17 protein-coding genes and 1 riboswitch are annotated in these 16,020 nt (G+C 40.1%); of the genes, 1 reads left to right on the plus strand and 16 read right to left on the minus strand.

All coding sequences use genetic code 11. The features are described from left to right. Positions 1-139: 139 nt before the first annotated feature. The 15 genes from ACWF5P_RS14560 to pdxS form a co-directional block, all read right to left on the minus strand. Complete coding sequence (locus ACWF5P_RS14560) at positions 140-1,039, minus strand: sulfite exporter TauE/SafE family protein (RefSeq protein ID WP_452445002.1); 900 nt, start codon at positions 1,037-1,039, stop codon at positions 140-142. A gap of 160 nt (positions 1,040-1,199) precedes the next feature. Further along, positions 1,200-1,814, minus strand: a complete 615-nt coding sequence (locus ACWF5P_RS14565; RefSeq protein WP_434167009.1) for an NAD(P)-binding protein — start codon at positions 1,812-1,814, stop codon at positions 1,200-1,202. Next, complete coding sequence (locus tag ACWF5P_RS14570) at positions 1,795-2,556, minus strand: CbiX/SirB N-terminal domain-containing protein (RefSeq protein ID WP_434167010.1); 762 nt, start codon at positions 2,554-2,556, stop codon at positions 1,795-1,797. The genes ACWF5P_RS14565 and ACWF5P_RS14570 overlap by 20 nt, the downstream gene beginning before the upstream one ends. Next, entirely contained in the window at positions 2,556-3,332 is a 777-nt protein-coding gene (gene cobA / locus ACWF5P_RS14575; protein ID WP_402937146.1) for a uroporphyrinogen-III C-methyltransferase, read from the minus strand. Before cobA ends, ACWF5P_RS14570 begins: the two co-directional genes overlap by 1 nt. Before the next feature lie 19 nt (positions 3,333-3,351). Further along, the gene (locus ACWF5P_RS14580) at positions 3,352-3,567 is read right to left on the minus strand and encodes a DUF3906 family protein (protein ID WP_101225386.1); all 216 of its coding nucleotides are present in this window, start codon (positions 3,565-3,567) and stop codon (positions 3,352-3,354) included. Between the two features lie 20 nt (positions 3,568-3,587). Beyond that, on the minus strand, positions 3,588-5,213 hold the full coding sequence (locus ACWF5P_RS14585; protein ID WP_434167011.1) for a nitrite/sulfite reductase: 1,626 nt from the start codon (positions 5,211-5,213) through the stop codon (positions 3,588-3,590). A gap of 16 nt (positions 5,214-5,229) precedes the next feature. Next, on the minus strand, positions 5,230-5,829 hold the full coding sequence (gene cysC, locus ACWF5P_RS14590; RefSeq protein ID WP_230175904.1) for an adenylyl-sulfate kinase: 600 nt from the start codon (positions 5,827-5,829) through the stop codon (positions 5,230-5,232). A gap of 42 nt (positions 5,830-5,871) precedes the next feature. After that, positions 5,872-7,020 (minus strand): sulfate adenylyltransferase, encoded by a 1,149-nt coding sequence (gene sat / locus ACWF5P_RS14595; protein ID WP_101225389.1) that lies wholly within the window; start codon positions 7,018-7,020, stop codon positions 5,872-5,874. A 29-nt stretch (positions 7,021-7,049) separates the two neighbouring features. After that, positions 7,050-7,754 carry a phosphoadenylyl-sulfate reductase gene (locus ACWF5P_RS14600; RefSeq protein WP_434169672.1) on the minus strand — a complete coding sequence of 235 codons (705 nt, stop codon included), beginning with the start codon at positions 7,752-7,754 and terminating at the stop codon, positions 7,050-7,052. A 181-nt stretch (positions 7,755-7,935) separates the two neighbouring features. Beyond that, entirely contained in the window at positions 7,936-8,079 is a 144-nt protein-coding gene (locus ACWF5P_RS14605; protein ID WP_072273036.1) for a YezD family protein, read from the minus strand. A 170-nt stretch (positions 8,080-8,249) separates the two neighbouring features. Then, positions 8,250-8,358, minus strand: a riboswitch (SAM riboswitch). A 281-nt stretch (positions 8,359-8,639) separates the two neighbouring features. Further along, a complete protein-coding gene (ssuE, locus tag ACWF5P_RS14610) occupies positions 8,640-9,173 on the minus strand; it encodes an NADPH-dependent FMN reductase (protein WP_434167012.1) in 534 nt (177 codons plus the stop codon). Positions 9,174-9,363: 190 nt separating this feature from the next. Continuing rightward, the gene (locus tag ACWF5P_RS14615) at positions 9,364-9,951 is read right to left on the minus strand and encodes a TetR/AcrR family transcriptional regulator (RefSeq protein ID WP_101225392.1); all 588 of its coding nucleotides are present in this window, start codon (positions 9,949-9,951) and stop codon (positions 9,364-9,366) included. Positions 9,952-10,125: 174 nt separating this feature from the next. Then, complete coding sequence (locus ACWF5P_RS14620; protein WP_434167013.1) at positions 10,126-10,872, minus strand: SDR family oxidoreductase; 747 nt, start codon at positions 10,870-10,872, stop codon at positions 10,126-10,128. A gap of 152 nt (positions 10,873-11,024) precedes the next feature. Beyond that, positions 11,025-11,624 (minus strand): pyridoxal 5'-phosphate synthase glutaminase subunit PdxT, encoded by a 600-nt coding sequence (gene pdxT, locus ACWF5P_RS14625; protein WP_260357991.1) that lies wholly within the window; start codon positions 11,622-11,624, stop codon positions 11,025-11,027. A gap of 1 nt (position 11,625) precedes the next feature. Continuing rightward, positions 11,626-12,513: a pyridoxal 5'-phosphate synthase lyase subunit PdxS gene (gene pdxS, locus ACWF5P_RS14630; protein WP_101225395.1), complete on the minus strand. Its 888-nt coding sequence runs from the start codon at positions 12,511-12,513 to the stop codon at positions 11,626-11,628. A gap of 135 nt (positions 12,514-12,648) precedes the next feature. On the opposite strand from pdxS, the gene pdxR reads away from it, so the two are divergent. Then, entirely contained in the window at positions 12,649-14,043 is a 1,395-nt protein-coding gene (gene pdxR / locus ACWF5P_RS14635; protein WP_452445003.1) for a MocR-like pyridoxine biosynthesis transcription factor PdxR, read from the plus strand. 550 nt (positions 14,044-14,593) lie between these two features. Here pdxR and ACWF5P_RS14640 read toward each other — a convergent pair. Continuing rightward, positions 14,594-15,925: a D-serine ammonia-lyase gene (locus ACWF5P_RS14640; RefSeq protein ID WP_452445013.1), complete on the minus strand. Its 1,332-nt coding sequence runs from the start codon at positions 15,923-15,925 to the stop codon at positions 14,594-14,596. Positions 15,926-16,020: the final 95 nt, after the last annotated feature.

Below are 16,020 nucleotides of genomic sequence, written 5' to 3' on the forward strand. Positions count from 1 at the left end.
GAATCTATTAAATAGAGTTTAGAACCTTATTAAAATTTAAAGGCGCTCCCATTTGTCAAATGGCTTAACTCGTAGGTATTTATGTACCTACGAGTTTTTATGTTACGTATCGCAAATTCGATTCTATCAAACTCGGGGTTCAGGAAACATTCTGCCGTTGTTCGATATGATCATGTTTTCTCGCATTGGACATCTTATTGATGGTAAGAAGTATTCCAGAAAGCCATATAATCACGATGCCTGTATAAATATATATGTGTGCTTCAATCGGAATCCATGTAGCTAATAATGTTCGTACATTAATCAAGATAATGAAACCACCGACTAAAACACCCATTAATTGAGCAGGAAGCATCCGGACTAACCAGGCTGCAATTGGTGCAGCAACCACCCCACCAATTATCAACGCTACGACCCAAAGCCAATTGACTGCTTCCCATCCAAGCGAAATGATAAAACCAAGACTTCCGAAGAAAGCAATGGCAAATTCACTCGTATCAACAGTCCCTACGGCTTTTCTCGCTGTCATTCCTTTTTTTGACAATAAAACAGGCGTTGCAATAGGTCCCCAACCGCCTCCGCCTGTTGCATCACAAAAGCCTGCAAAAAGGCCTAACGGTATGGATTGTTTTGCGGTCAATGGCCTTACGGTTTCAGTGACCTTTGACGGTTTAAAAATAAATAAAAAGCGGAATAAAACGTATACACCAAGGCCAAATAAAAATATGGCAATATACGGTTTAGCTAATTCGGCTGGCAGGTTGCTCAGGAAACATGCACCTACAAATGCACCAACTGAACCTGGAATGATCAAGCGATAGACCATATTTTTATCCACGTTCCCAAACTTTATATGTGAAGCTCCTGAAACTGCTGTGGTCACTACTTCCGATAAATGTACGGATGCTGATGCTACTGCAGGGGCAATTCCGAATGTCAACAATAAGGAGGTGGAACTCACTCCATACCCCATTCCAAGCGAACCATCGATTAATTGGGCTAAAAACCCGATAAAGGCTAAAACGATTAACTTTTTCATGACATTCCCCTTTTTCAACTAAAATAGAACCTAGATAACATCGACCACCGTTTGCCTGTATAGATCAGTTTGATCTTTAAGACACAAAGAGGCACCTAACCAAAATGAAATAACATGTTGGTTAGGTGCCTTCAGTTTTTCTGATCAGCCCATGATTTTTTTATTCAGCTTCTACTGGCATAAGCCTAGCTAAGAAACGATATCTTTCTTTTAGGGAATATTTATAAATATCCTCTATTGAATCTTTCAATAACTTAGATTTTTCTTCTTTTGAAAAGGAACCACTTTTAATGATCATCCTTGCTTCGAAAAGGAATTCAAGATAATCTTCATAAGATTCATCATATACTTTACCTAGGTCATTCCGAATTTTTTTAGCGAGAGTTGGACTTGCTCCATTTGTAGAAACACTAATGGAAAGCATGCCTCTATTCAATGTGGCCGGTATATGAAAGTTACCCAGCTCATGATTGCTGATTACGTTCACCAGCTGACTTTGGGATGCATTCTCGTACACTCGTTCATTAACTTCCGTAGAATTCGTTGCAACAATGATTAAAAACGCATCTTTATAGTCAGTTTCTTCCACTTCTTTAAGTAAGACTCGAATCTTACCTTCTTTCTCCAACAGCTGAAAATCCGTGCATATCTCGGGGCTTACGACGGTCACTTCGGCACCAGCTTCCAATAAGGGGCCCGCTTTAAAGTAACCTATTTTACCACCGCCGATGATGACACACTTTCTGTTCTCAATATTAAGCGTAATTGGATACATAGGCTCCCTCCCCACTCACTTCTTGAATTCGTTCAGATATTGCTTGTTCGATCTTTGGATGATAACCTAGATATCGGCAAAGAATGATTTTTTGCTTCCCCTTTTTTTGGAGCTTTTTTATACTATTTTCAATCGACTGCATTAAGAGACCGGTAAACAATAGGTAAGGAATGATAAATACTTGGTTTGATCGAGATTCCCCTGCTAATTCCAATGCTTCTCCAAAGCTTGGAGTGGCAGCTGTCAAATAACATTCTTGCACTCGGATTTTAGGAAACCTGTTCCTTAGCAAATCGGCCAGTCTAGACAAATCCCTTTTCACGTCGGGATCACTGCTGCCCCTTCCAACCAATAAAACCAAGGAATCCTCCGTAACCCTTACATTTGTTTCCTCCAACCGTTCCACTAAAATGTCAACCATTTTATCACTGACACCAATCGGCCTTCCGTATTTCAATTCAACGGCAGGGTACCGTTCTTTCATTTGGTTCAATATGACTGGAATATCATGTTTTGCATGTACAGCCGTTAGCAATAGAACTGGAATGGCAATGATTCTCGTCGCACCTTTTTGTACGCATCGGTCGTAGGCCTCTTCTATCGTAGGAGTTTCCAATTCCAGGAAGCAATACTCCTGAATGGAATTCGGCTGTGCTTGCATACAAACTTTAATAAAATCAATGGCTTGGGCTGAAGCTTCTTTAACGCGGCTTCCATGGCAAATATATAAAATGGCTTCCATTAAAAGGCCTCATTCGCCAACAAATTTTCGGTTTGTTTTCCTTCAAACCATTTGATTTTTTCCCGTAAATTAACGACATCGCCCACGACTATCATGCAAGGATTGGAAATCTGTTCGTTATTGGCGGTTTCCACTACATTAGCCAACGTACTGACAGCTGTTCTTTGTGTTTTTAATGTCCCCCAATGGATAAGGGCTACCGGAGTCTCTGGATTTTTTCCATGCTCCAAAAGTTTCCCTTGAATATAGGGCAGGTTTTTAACACCCATGTAAATGGCTAATGTATCGATTCCTTTTGCAAGGGATTCCCATTTGATATTATCCTCTTCATCCTTTTTCCGATGGCCGGTAACAATTGCAAAAGATGAAGCGTGGTCCCTGTGTGTAACTGGGATTCCCGCATAAGCTGTAGCGGCGATTCCAGCCGTAATTCCTGGAACGATTTCAAAACTCACGCCACTTTTGGCAAGGGCTTCCGCTTCCTCCCCGCCTCTCCCAAAGACGAATGGATCTCCGCCTTTCAAACGGGTGACCACTTTTCCCTTTTTTGCATATTTGACCAGGAACCGATTGATGGTATCCTGCTGCAATAAATGATAATCCGGCAGTTTACCGCAATTAATCAGCTCTACACCATCTTTTGCATGATTCAAAAGTTCTTTATTGACAAGTCGATCATATAAAATGACATCAGCTTCTTGAATGCATTTTAATCCTTTTAATGTAATTAAATCTGGATCTCCGGGACCGGCTCCTACTAGATATACTTTCCCCATTTATGCAACCTGCCTTCCCTTAGAGAATCGTTTCGAATTCCGATAAAACGAAACCTGCTCCATTTTTAATTTTCCTTTTTTCATATAATGAGATGTCATCCACTTCAGGCATTTTCAAAAAATGTTTTTCCAGCTCGATATCAACAAGGTCAAACGCCTTTTCATCCGAATCGGCAACAATGATGACATGGATTGGTTTTTCCTTGATAGTGACTTCGAAACGGTATAGATTCATGGATTGCTTACCTTCCCCTATTAAACGGCCACTTCCGTTAATATATCATCTAGCTTACTTTGTAACTGGGATATCCCTACCCTTTCCACAAAATCAAGAAAGGTTTCGGATAGAAGTTTTGTTTGTTTGAAAAATAGGATCAGTTCTTTCAGAACATGATAGAGCTGTTCAGCTTCCACTTTCCCTTTAAGCTTTTCATTGAACTTACCGCCTTCATTCAGCGTTCCCCCGACGTATATCTCAAAAGCTTCGACCATCTTTTTGTCCTGGTTTTTCATTTTTATGCCTTGCAGTCCAATTTCGGCGATGGCTCTTTGACCGCAATTATTCGGACAGCCCACCATATGCATCCTTACAGGAACATCGAGATCTATTTCCTTGTCCAATGATTCAGAAATGGTCCTCATTCGTTCTTTTGTTTCAACGAGTGCCAGGTTGCAATACTCGATGCCTGTACAAGAAACGGAATAACCAATGAATTTTTTTGGGTGGTATGGAAACCTTTCAAAGATGGATTCCTGTTTTAATTCCTCAAGTTTTGCATCCGGCACATTTGGAATGATAAGATTTTGAGAATTACAGTTGCGGATTTCACCATTTCCATATTTCTTCGCAAGTTCGGCAAACTCAATCACTTCGTCTGGATTTAGACGACCAACTGGTATATTGACTCCAACATAGTTCAGACCATCTTGTTTTTGTTTATGGATGCCGTAGAAATAACCTGCATTCCATTCCTTCACCGCACTATCACCCTTTTCAGGAAGCGGACCGGTGTACTCCAGCAATTTTTCCTTGAATTGTTCAGGACCCCAATCAGCTACAAGGAATTTCAAACGCGAGCGATGACGTTTTTCACGGTACCCAAAGTCACGGAATATCGTCGTGATGGCGGCCGCTACTTCGACTGTTTTTTCAGGTAAAATGAATAAGTCAAGTTCTTCTGCCAGCATCGGAACGGAGGATAGCCCACCGCCTACTTTTACGTGAAAACCAACTTCCGTTACTCCATCAATTACTTTAGTAGCCGGATTGAATGAAACACAGTTGATTTCAGCATTTGAGGCATTATGGATATTAGCACTTATGGACATTTTATATTTCCTCGGAAGGTTTGAATAGTCTTCGTTAAGGCGGAAATACTCAAATACATCATAAAGTACCTCGCGTGTATCAAAAAGTTCGTCAGGATCGATGCCTGCCAATGCATTACCGATGATATTACGTGTGATATCACCACATGCACCGGCCGTAGTCATTCCGACCTTTTCCAAACGGTTTAATATATCCGGGACTTGTTCGATGGTCAGCCAGTGGAATTGAACGGCTTGACGGGTTGTAATGTCATATACACCCCTCCCATAATCTTTAGCGATGTTAGCAAGAGTTATCTGTTGATCATAAGTCAGGATACCTCCGGGAATAACGACACGCATCATCCAGTAACCTGCTTCTTTTGGCCGTTGCAGGTATAGACCTGCCCACTTGAACATATCCCAATTCTCTTTAGGGATGGAATCAAAACCATTTACAGCGTAATGTGGAATATCATCGAATATCTTCAATCCATCTTTTTCCAATTTCCAGATTTCCGTTTTATTTTTAGCGATTAGTGGATTTTCCGACCAAAATTTCTCGTAAACCATTACATTTCCTCCTTGATTAGATCGCTTTCTTTGCTGTCAAATAGCCGATTACCTGTTCAACGCACTCTTCAATGCTGTATTGGTCGGATTCTAAAGTGATTTCCGGTTGTTCAGGTTCTTCGTATGGAGAGTCGATTCCGGTAAAATCTTTAATGATTCCTTTACGCGCCTTGTCATAAAGACCTTTTGGATCACGCACTTCGCACTCTTCGATCGGACACTTTATGTATACTTCAATAAACTCCCCTTCATCGAGTAAATCACGTACAATCTGCCGATCTGCCCTGAAAGGTGATATGAAGGCGGTCAATACGAACTGCCCACTATCCACGAATAACTTGGAAACCTCACCGATTCGTCTAATATTCTCGGTTCGATCTTCTTCAGAAAAACCTAAATCTTTATTTAATCCGTGGCGGATATTATCACCATCCAAAACATAACTTCGAATATTCCGATTATATAACTCTTTAGCGACCGCGTTCGCAATCGTTGATTTTCCGGAGCCCGAGAGACCAGTGAACCAAAGAACTGTGCTTTCATGGCCGTTTTGCTTCCGGCGGAGCTCCTTGGTCAATGACGTTTCATGCCAAGTGACATTCGTACTTTTACTCATTAATAATCCCCCTCTTCATGTGGTCCTTCAATTTATGTCCGATCAGTTATAAACTTCATTCTTTTTTAGACCTTCGATCAATACCTCGATGACTTCTTTACGGCTAAAGGTAGCTGGAGGAATTTCTCCGTTACGCAGCATTTCCCTTACTTTCGTTCCAGACAGGATGACATGGTCTTCCTTGCCATGAGGACAAGTTTTAGCGGAAGCCATATTGCCACATTCTTTACAATAAAAACTATGTTCAAAGAATAATAGCGTGATCCCTAACTCATCTGCGTTGAAATTCCCAAAGATTTTTTGAGCATCATATGTGCCATAATAATCGCCCACACCCGCATGATCTCGTCCGACGATAAAATGGGTGCAACCATAATTTTTACGGACCATGGCATGGAAAATGGCTTCTCTAGGTCCTGCATAACGCATGGCAGCAGGGAAAACTGCAAGGGAGACGCGATCCTTAGGATAATATTTTTCAAGCAGCACTTTATAGCTTTCCATTCTTACATCTGCCGGAATGTCATCTGATTTAGTGGCACCTACGAGAGGATTTAAGAATAAGCCGTCGACAATCTCCAATGCTGTCTTTTGAATGTATTCATGTGCACGGTGAACAGGGTTCCTCGTTTGGAAGCCGACAACCGTTTCCCAGCCCTTTTCAGCAAAAGCTTTCCTTGTCTCGACCGGGTCCAAATAATTAGCTTGAAACTGCGGACGCTCTATTCTCTTGATCAACTTTATTTCCCCGCCGGCATATACATCACCGCGGTTATATAAATTTTTCACTCCTGGATGCTTCTCATCATCCGTTTGATAAACTAATGTCGCTTCCAATTGCTTATCTGGTGTGTATATATCGGAAACGGAGAGAACCCCGTATGTTTCACCTTCATGAGTCAACGTTACTTCTTCACCTATAGTAAGGGTTTCGGCAGTTTCTTCGGTCAAAGGCAGCGTAATCGGGATGCTCCATACATGACCGCTGCTAAGCCTCATATCCTTGACTACTGTCTCATAGTCACTTTTTGTAAAGAATCCTTTAATTGGACTGTAGGCACCAGTGCCTATCAATTCAAGATCACTTAAAGCAATTTCATCGATTTCGATCGACTTTGTTATTTTACTAATATCATAATTTGGTTCCCAAAGATCGATTAGTGTTCCTCCGTGCGGTAAACTGATTGTCATGCTAATTTCCCCCTATGGTTTCTATTTATTTAAGATAAATGCAATCCGCATTCCGTTTTTTGAGCTCCTTGCCAACGGCCAGAGCGTAAATCATCTGCATTGAAGGCTGGTGCTGTACATGTTTTACATCCAATGCTCGGATATCCATTATCATGCAGGATATTATATGGAAGTCCGTTTTTATGGGCATAGCGCCAAACATCTTTCCATGTCCAATGTATGAGTGGACATATTTTAACTGACTTGAACTTATTATCCTTATTGATATACTCGGTCGAAGCCCTTGTCTCGGATTGCTCCCTCCGCAGTCCCGAAAGCCATGCTGTTGCCGTTGAAAGCACATCGGTAAGCGGAATGATTTTACGGATGTTACAGCACTTATTTGAATCTCTAACCCATAATTCATCCCCAAATTCCGCTGCTTGTTCCTCAAGCGTCAAGGCAGGTTTCTTCATTTCTATCGAAAGCTTTGGATATCGCTTTTTCACTTGCTCGATCAATTGATAAGTTTCCTCAAAATGAACATCTGTATCAAGGAAAACTATTTTGGCAGAAGGATTGACCTTCGCCAATAAATCCGTAAGCACGATGCCTTCAATGCCAAAACTGCAAGCATAAATCAGTTCGTTTCCATAATGGTCATTCGCCCATTGCAGAACTTCCAAAGCACCTTTTGTCTCACTGTCTTCGGGAAATACAGGGAAATCCCCAGTGTTGAAATTTTCATAGTTTATTAATGCAGCCAACTTTGTAGCCCCCTCTAAAACTTGCTGTATCAGGTTAGAGTAACTGTTGATCAATACCCGTTGTAATATTCTCCAGTTTGTTTGACTCTAGAAAAAAAGAGACGAATCTAACCAATACTCTCTTTATATCAGTTAAACCCGCCTCTAGTTTTTCTAGTCAGCAGATACCTTATTTAATTCTTAATTTTTCATTTCTTTCCATTTGAATGATTTTACCATCCTGGACAATAAGTGTAATGGACCCATATTTCATAGAATTAAGCATTTCTTGAAGTCGTTCAAATATTTCTTCAAGCTGATTCTCTTTATCCAAGCCTGTTCCTCCTTTAAGAAAATCCGCGAATTTCTTATTTTCACCGCTGATCAAATGAATTTCTTAGATTTATATAATTCCAAACAACCTTACATTGTTATGGTTTGCCTACAACTTTCCAAAAAACAAAAATCTTTCCATGATGGAAAGATCCCAAGGTAAATATCTTTACCTTATCTTCCAAAATGATCAACATTTTGTTGGAGGTAGCACCTTGCATCGACCATGCAGGTTGCTGGACTTCAAAGGGCCAATTCCCTCCGTCGCTCTGGATAAGTTTTATTATTTTAAATATTAACATATATTTAATCCTTGTCAATGGAGTTTTCTTATAAAATAACTTGGTTTAATATTATGGATGAACTGTTATTTTTATACACACTATTCCGATTATGATTTTATGTTCATGTAAATATGAAAATAGACTCGTCTTTTTAGATAAAGCCTCCAAAAAAATGAGTCTATTTTCATTAACAAGCCTATAATTGGCGCCAGTCATCATCTGAAAAAATAATTTCTCGAATTCCAGTCCTTTTAAACGAAGGGATTACTCGAATTCATTAATTTCTTAACTGTATCGCTTCTACAAATTCTTGAACTTGACTCTGGACCCGATCAATTAAATTCAAATCATTTATCGGTTTTTCTGAATTCTGTTTATCTATTTCCTTATCAACAAAATAAATGCCCTGCAGCGGCTCGCCTTTTAATATTGAAATTAATGGTTTAAGTGCATAGTCAATCGCCAATAGATGCCTGTTACTTCCGCCAATCATGATTGGCAGTACTGGCTTACCCTTAAAAGCACCTTCTGGCAGCAAATCAATCAAGGCCTTCAATACACCTGTATAAGAAGCCTTATAAACCGGTGAACCAATAATGACACCTCTAGCTGCTTGAATTTTCTCTGAAAGCTTTAAGATATCTTCGCTATTATATTTGCCTTTGAATAAATCATCTGCTGAGAAATCCGTGATTGAGAAATAAGCTGTGGTAAATCCTTCGTTTTCGACTAATGATTGAATATGTTTTAGTGAAATGTCCGTTCTGGACGGAATAGCCGGACTTCCTGATAAAATTACGATATCGCTCATTTAATATACCCCTCCAATATTACATGATTGCCAGATAAAATCTTCGTAAAGCATTTCGTACAGTATGTATTTATCGTAATAGTCTGAAAAATATAAGTCAAATCTTACACTCTGGACATCTACTCTGAATGAAAAAAGAAACGGTCATATTTACGGCTTGATGCTCATGCCCTTAAATATGACCGTTTCATTATGTATGTTTTTGTTTGCCATGAATACCATATACCAAAAGTTGAGCAATGCTCTTAATTCGTTCAGAAGTAAAATATGGCTCCTTTTTCTGCTGGTGGATCTCATAATGTGTAGATAATGCCAATGTGAAAGAAATGATCCCTACATTAAATAGGATAATATCAGAGATATATTGTATCTCTCCACTATCTATTCTCTTCTGTATTTCAATATGCCTGGCATTCGGCTTGAAAATCTGATCTACATATTGCTTCGAAATATCTTGATCGAATTGTGTTTCCCTGAATAGTATCGAAAATTGTTCTTTATTATCAAGAATTTTATTTATCATGGTGCAAACATGATTCTCCACTAGATCATCCGTGGATAGATGGCTAGTCCCATCTTCAGTTTCCTCTTTCTCATCAGGGGTAATTGTTGCTAATAGCAAATCTTTTTTGCTGTCAAAGTATTTGTAAATAGTAGCTTCGGAAACATTGCATGCAGAGGCAATTTCATTCGTTCTTGTCATGTCAAAACCTTTAGTGGCAAAAAGAGTCCGGGCTACATTTATGATTCGTTCTTTCGTTTGCTGCCCTTTTTTCAAAAATATCAACCTTCTTTTATGATGATAAGACCGGTGTCACCAATCTATTTTCCATGATATCCCGATGGTATCAATCGGTCAATATTACCTTTGATTCATTAGAATTCAATATTCCCATATATCATAAATAGAAAACATCGTCTAAATTGGGACGAAGTTTTCTTTTACAGAAAATCACTTAAAGGATGCATAGCCATCATCGACCATGACTACACTTCCATTGATCGCATCAGCTTCCTCTAACGATAATAGATAGACGGCATTTGCAACGGCTTCTGGCTTAATTAATTTACCGCGCATTTGACTTGCATTCAATTTATCGATGATTCCCATATCTTTATAGCCTTGAATGATAGGAGTGTCAACCCCGCCTGGCGCAATGCCCACTACCCGTATGCCATAAGCACCCAATTCCAAAGCGGCGGTCTGTGTCATCATTCTTACAGCTCCTTTAGTCGCCTGATAGGCAAAGGTTCCGTGGGAAGCTAAGTAGCCAAACACAGAAGCGGTATTAATAATGACCCCCTTGTTACCTAGCTCCTTCATTTTCCGTCCTGCTGCCATGATTCCAAAGGCAACTCCGTGTTGGTTCACTCCAATCGTTTTGAAGTAACCCTCCATATCTTGATCGAGGATCATACCGCCTGCACCGATGCCGGCATTATTAAACATGATATCGATCCTTCCGAATGTTTCCGCTGCTTTATTGATTAAGGATTCAACATCTTCCTGCTTAGAAACATCCGTTTTTACAAAAATGGCCTCTCCGCCATCCGCTGTTATCTGTTCAACGGTTTCCTGTCCCATTTCTTCATTAAAATCCGCAACAACGACCTTGTCCCCTTTTGCTGCTAATTTCAAGCATGTGGCTCGGCCAATACCGCTTGCTCCTCCTGTAATAACTGCAACTCTTGCTGTCATATACATTCCCCTTTCAACACCAAATTTAGTGAGTGTTTACTTACTTTTTTTATTATAAAAGTAAGGAATATATAATTCAAGCAATATGTATTTATATAGGGTTTTGAGCTTTCAAAAGTAAAGCTGTCCTATTAATAGGACAGCTTCATTTTTTAACAGGTTTTCAATTCGGCCTTACTTATGGATGTCTTCACCATTTCAATGAAAAGCTGCATAAAACGATCATCACCTGTTAATTCTGGATGAAACGCACTAACGAGGACATGGTCTTGTCTCGCAGCCACTACATTCTCTTCATAAACAGCCAATACTTCTACACCTTCTCCAATTCCATCAGCAAATGGCGCCCGGATGAAAACTGCCTTATAAGGAGTTTCCATTCCTTTGATTGATAGTTCAGCCTCGAAACTATCCTTTTGACGTCCAAATCCGTTCCTTTTCACGGAAATGTCCATTAGTCCAAGATAGGCCTTCTCATCGCCAGTCAATTCATTGGCCGCCAATACCATCCCAGCACATGTACCGAAAATTGGCTTTTTATCTTCGAAGAAAGTTTTGACCGGTTCCATAAATCCATAACGATCCATTAGCTTCCTCATCGTCGTGCTTTCTCCGCCCGGAATGATCAAACCATCGATTTCCAGCAACTGCTCCGGCTTTTTTACTATAACTGCTTGTTCGCCGGCAGCTTTGATTTGATTCAAGTGTTCTTCAACCGCTCCCTGTAATCCCAAAACACCGATAGTTATCATATTACCATCCACGTTCCTGCATCCGTTCTGCTGGAGCTAGTTTGGAAATATCAATTCCTTTCATTGCACTTCCTAACTCTTTGGACAACCGGCCAATCAATTCATAATCCGTGAAATATGTAGTCGCTTGAACGATTGCGGAGGCGAATTTTTCTGGAGTTTCAGATTTAAAAATACCAGACCCAACGAAAACGCCATCTGCTCCCAATTCCATCATCAATGCAGCATCTGCTGGAGTGGCAATTCCGCCGGCTGCAAAGTTAACTACAGGCAATTTACCTGTGCGTTTGATTTCTCTTAAAATTTCATAAGGGGCTCCAAGATTTTTTGCCTCTGTCATTAATTCATCATCACTCATGATGCTCACTTTGCGAATTTGTGACTGTACCTTTCTCATATGACGCACAGCTTCCACAATATTACCTGTTCCTGGTTCTCCTTTTGTACGAAGCATTGATGCTCCTTCACCAATACGGCGCGCAGCTTCGCCTAAATCACGGCAGCCACAAACGAAAGGTACTGTGAAATCACTTTTTAGAATATGATATTCTTCATCCGCAGGAGTCAGCACTTCACTTTCATCGATATAATCCACTCCCATTGATTCCAGGACCCTTGATTCAACGATATGGCCAATCCTTGCTTTAGCCATGACCGGGATGGACACTGCATTCATTACTTCCTCGACAATTCGCGGATCTGCCATTCTTGCTACGCCGCCAGCAGCACGGATGTCGGAAGGAACCCTTTCCAATGCCATGACAGCGACAGCACCAGATGCTTCTGCGATTTTTGCTTGTTCTGCGTTAATGACGTCCATGATCACGCCACCCTTTTGCATTTGTGCCATTCCTCTTTTTACTGTGTCAGTTCCTAATAATTTTTCCATTTTTTTCTTCCCCCTAATATTTGCATTTTTTAGATTTGTTAGGCTTAGTATAAAAAAGAGTTGACCGCATTGAAAGTGTCAGTTTTAATAAATTTAATGGGGTCAGTAAAAATTTATCAAAAAGGTGGCAACAAAATGAATATGCTTTCTTGCGATTTAAATCGGTTAAGTGAAGTACCTTTGTACGAACAATTATATTCATATATTAAAAAAGAAATCATTGAAGGCCGTCTTCTTTACGGCACAAAACTGCCTTCCAAACGGAAATTGGCAGAGTTCCTTCAAATAAGTCAAAATACTGTGGAGACTGCATATGAACAATTGACTGCTGAAGGATACGTTGAAGTCATACCAAGAAAAGGGTACTATATTCAAACATTCGAGGATTTAGAGTATACACAACCTAACGAAGTATCAGTGGAACAAATCAATCATAAAGAAGGGGAATTGCTATATCATTTTCATCCCAGCCAAATTGACACGGAACATTTCCCATTTGAAAAATGGAGAAAATACATGAAAAGCAAAATCGATGAATCACATCAAGATCTTCTATTACTTGGGGATTCTCAAGGGGAATATGAATTACGATGTGAAATTGCCCATTATTTGTATCATGCACGTGGTGTACAATGTGTTCCAGAACAGATCATCATTGGTGCAGGAATGGAAATTTTATTACAGCAGCTTGTCCTGCTATTCGATAAAAATGCCATCTATGGTGTTGAAGATCCCGGGTATCACTTGATTCATCGGATTTTACGCAGCTACCCAAATGAAGTCCATCCACTGCAAATTGATGAAGAAGGCGTAAAGGTGAACCAAATTGAAGATTCAAACATCGACGTTGTGTATGTCACTCCCTCACATCACTTCCCTAATGGGACAATCCTATCCGTTAACAGACGGACGCGATTGTTGAACTGGGCTCAAGGGGCAGCAAACCGCTATATTATCGAAGACGATTATGATAGTGAATTTCGTTATAGTGGAAAAACAATTCCTTCCTTACAAAGTATGGATGCTGGTGATAAGGTGATTTATTTAGGGTCATTTTCAAAATCATTGATGCCATCAATTCGGATCAGTTATATGGTTCTTCCCGCTCCATTGTTACAAATGCATCAAAAGGAATTATCTTTTTACCATTCAACCGTTTCACGGATTGATCAGCATGTGTTGACACAGTTCATGAAGGAAGGGGATTTTGAAAAGCATTTAAATCGGATGAGGAAAGTGTACCGTCGGAAGTTGGATAAAGTGATTGATCTATTTAAACCCCATCAACAAATAAAAATCATTGGAGAGCGGTCAGGATTGCATATAGTCCTCATCGTTAAGAACGGCATGGATGAACAGACACTTATTCAAAAGGCAAACGAAGACCATATTAAAATTTATGGATTATCAACATATTCAATCGAGAAAATTGACGAACATCCTCCAAAAATTATATTGGGCTTTGCAGGGATCCCTGAATCCGAATTGGAAAAAGCCATTCACCTTTTATTGAACTCATGGGGTTTATAAAGAAAAAAGAAGCTCACTTTCGTGAGCTTCTTTAAGCTTGTCGATAAAATGGGATTCGGAAAGGTCTCATTCTGGTTCCTTTCATGATTTTAAACAAGACTTTTATTTGGAATGAAACCATAATGGATTGAACACACTCTTGCCGAATGACTGGTTAGCCGCGAGGAGGCTGGGCAGGAAGTTGGCGGAAGGGATCGGTTTCAATATATGGTCCGCAAAATGAAGGCTCGGGGACCGCAAAATGCGTTGACGGTCGAATAATGTGTGGTGTAGGTCGAATATATTGCGTGTAGGTCGAATATATTGCGTGTAGGTCGAATAATGCACTGTGTAGGTTGAATAACTGCGGTGTAGGACGAATATATTGCGTGAACGGTCGAATAAACTGCGGTGTAGGTCGAATATATTGCGTGAACGGTCGAATAACTGCGGTGTAGGTCGAATAAACTACCTGAACGGTCGAATAAACTGCTTTGGCTAAAAAAACTGCAGACAAACTCGCTTTTATTCGAGTTTGTCTACAGTTTGATTAATTAACTCTAGTGAATCTTTAACTTTTAGATAAATACTGGTCCATCATATCCTTTGGTACCATGCTCCCGCCGGTCGCCCAGATGATATGTGTGGTCTGGTTCATTTTATCCACCAGTTTTTGGTCCATGAGATATTTCTTTCCTTCTGCAGCTTTAAAAAGTTGTATCGGACCGAATGCTCCTGCGAGGGCAGATGGCTCTAAATAATGACCTTCCGTCTCTGCCATTCCCCTGAGCAGATCAAATAACCTTTTATCCTCTATGGTATAGCTACCGCTTAACATGGTCGTCATCATACGGGAAACCAATGCTGAAGGCCTTCCGACAGCAAGACCATCCGCTTCCGTCTTATTATCGATGCCAAAGTCCTGCACCGAGATTTTGTCATGAAGGCCTGTCATCAATCCGAGCGTCATGCATGGTGAATGTGTCGGCTCTGCAAAAAAACAATGTACATTATCTTCAAAGGCTAGCTTGAGCCCATATGTAATACCACCGGGCCCGCCGCCGACTCCGCATGGCAAGTACACAAACAAAGGGTGATCTTCGTCTACTGGTATGGACATATCTTTCAGTTGTTTCTTCAGGCGCGTTGCAGCTGTCGCATAACCTAGCAGTAGATCCATTGAATTTTCATCATCAATAAAATGGCAATCGGGATCAAGTGATGCTTCATTACGACCTTCTTCTACAGCTTTACTATAATCATCATCATATTCCTTTACAATGACTCCAAGACTTGTTAATTTATCCTTTTTCCACTTTTTGGCATCTGCCGACATATGGACCGTTACTTTGAATCCCAGCTTAGCGCTTATTATTCCAATACTCATTCCTAAATTGCCGGTTGAACCGACTGCAATCGAATATTTTGAAAAAAGCTCTTTGTATTCATCACTTGCAAGTATCCCATAATTATCAGTCCGTTTTAATCCACCATGCTTCATTGCTATTTCCTCAGCACGTTTTAAGACCTCATAAATACCTCCGCGAGCCTTGATGGAACCTGATATTGGTAAATGACTGTCACATTTTAGCAAAAGATTCCCAGCCATTTTAGTTCCATAGGATTTTTCCAAGTTTTTTTGCATGGAAGGAATCTCGACTAGTGGTGATTCAATGATCCCCTCCAGTGGTTCGGTTTCTGGAAAGGCTTTAATAATATACTCGGCAAATCTATTTAATCTTTCTTCAGCAGATTTAACTTGTTCAGCTTGGACGATTGGGTTTTCTTGCTTGTTACCGTAATTTGGATTCGTCCAGAAGACTTCGTTCATCTTTATCACATTATTAAGTATAGGATCCTTCGCTTTCCAATCCATGATCGATAAGCCTGCGATTTTATGCATCTCCACAGCAGTCCCTCCCGGAAATGTAGTTTTCATCATCTACTATAACTCAACAAACAGCAATAAAGATTACAATTTTCACTTTTTTACGAATA

This window comes from Peribacillus sp. NPDC055009, from assembly GCF_053608705.1.

What these genes read in the sequence shown, in the direction of transcription:
- ACWF5P_RS14560 (WP_452445002.1), bottom strand. Translation starts at nt 1,039, where the DNA reads ATGAAAAAGTTAATCGTTTTAGCCTTTATCGGGTTTTTAGCCCAATTA.
- ACWF5P_RS14565 (WP_434167009.1), bottom strand. Translation starts at nt 1,814, where the DNA reads ATGTATCCAATTACGCTTAATATTGAGAACAGAAAGTGTGTCATCATC.
- ACWF5P_RS14570 (WP_434167010.1), bottom strand. Translation starts at nt 2,556, where the DNA reads ATGGAAGCCATTTTATATATTTGCCATGGAAGCCGCGTTAAAGAAGCT.
- cobA (WP_402937146.1), bottom strand. Translation starts at nt 3,332, where the DNA reads ATGGGGAAAGTATATCTAGTAGGAGCCGGTCCCGGAGATCCAGATTTA.
- ACWF5P_RS14580 (WP_101225386.1), bottom strand. Translation starts at nt 3,567, where the DNA reads ATGAATCTATACCGTTTCGAAGTCACTATCAAGGAAAAACCAATCCAT.
- ACWF5P_RS14585 (WP_434167011.1), bottom strand. Translation starts at nt 5,213, where the DNA reads ATGGTTTACGAGAAATTTTGGTCGGAAAATCCACTAATCGCTAAAAAT.
- cysC (WP_230175904.1), bottom strand. Translation starts at nt 5,829, where the DNA reads ATGAGTAAAAGTACGAATGTCACTTGGCATGAAACGTCATTGACCAAG.
- sat (WP_101225389.1), bottom strand. Translation starts at nt 7,020, where the DNA reads ATGACAATCAGTTTACCGCACGGAGGAACACTAATCGATCTTTGGGAA.
- ssuE (WP_434167012.1), bottom strand. Translation starts at nt 9,173, where the DNA reads ATGAGCGATATCGTAATTTTATCAGGAAGTCCGGCTATTCCGTCCAGA.
- ACWF5P_RS14620 (WP_434167013.1), bottom strand. Translation starts at nt 10,872, where the DNA reads ATGACAGCAAGAGTTGCAGTTATTACAGGAGGAGCAAGCGGTATTGGC.
- pdxT (WP_260357991.1), bottom strand. Translation starts at nt 11,624, where the DNA reads ATGATAACTATCGGTGTTTTGGGATTACAGGGAGCGGTTGAAGAACAC.
- pdxS (WP_101225395.1), bottom strand. Translation starts at nt 12,513, where the DNA reads ATGGAAAAATTATTAGGAACTGACACAGTAAAAAGAGGAATGGCACAA.
- pdxR (WP_452445003.1), top strand. Translation starts at nt 12,649, where the DNA reads ATGAATATGCTTTCTTGCGATTTAAATCGGTTAAGTGAAGTACCTTTG.
- ACWF5P_RS14640 (WP_452445013.1), bottom strand. Translation starts at nt 15,925, where the DNA reads ATGCATAAAATCGCAGGCTTATCGATCATGGATTGGAAAGCGAAGGAT.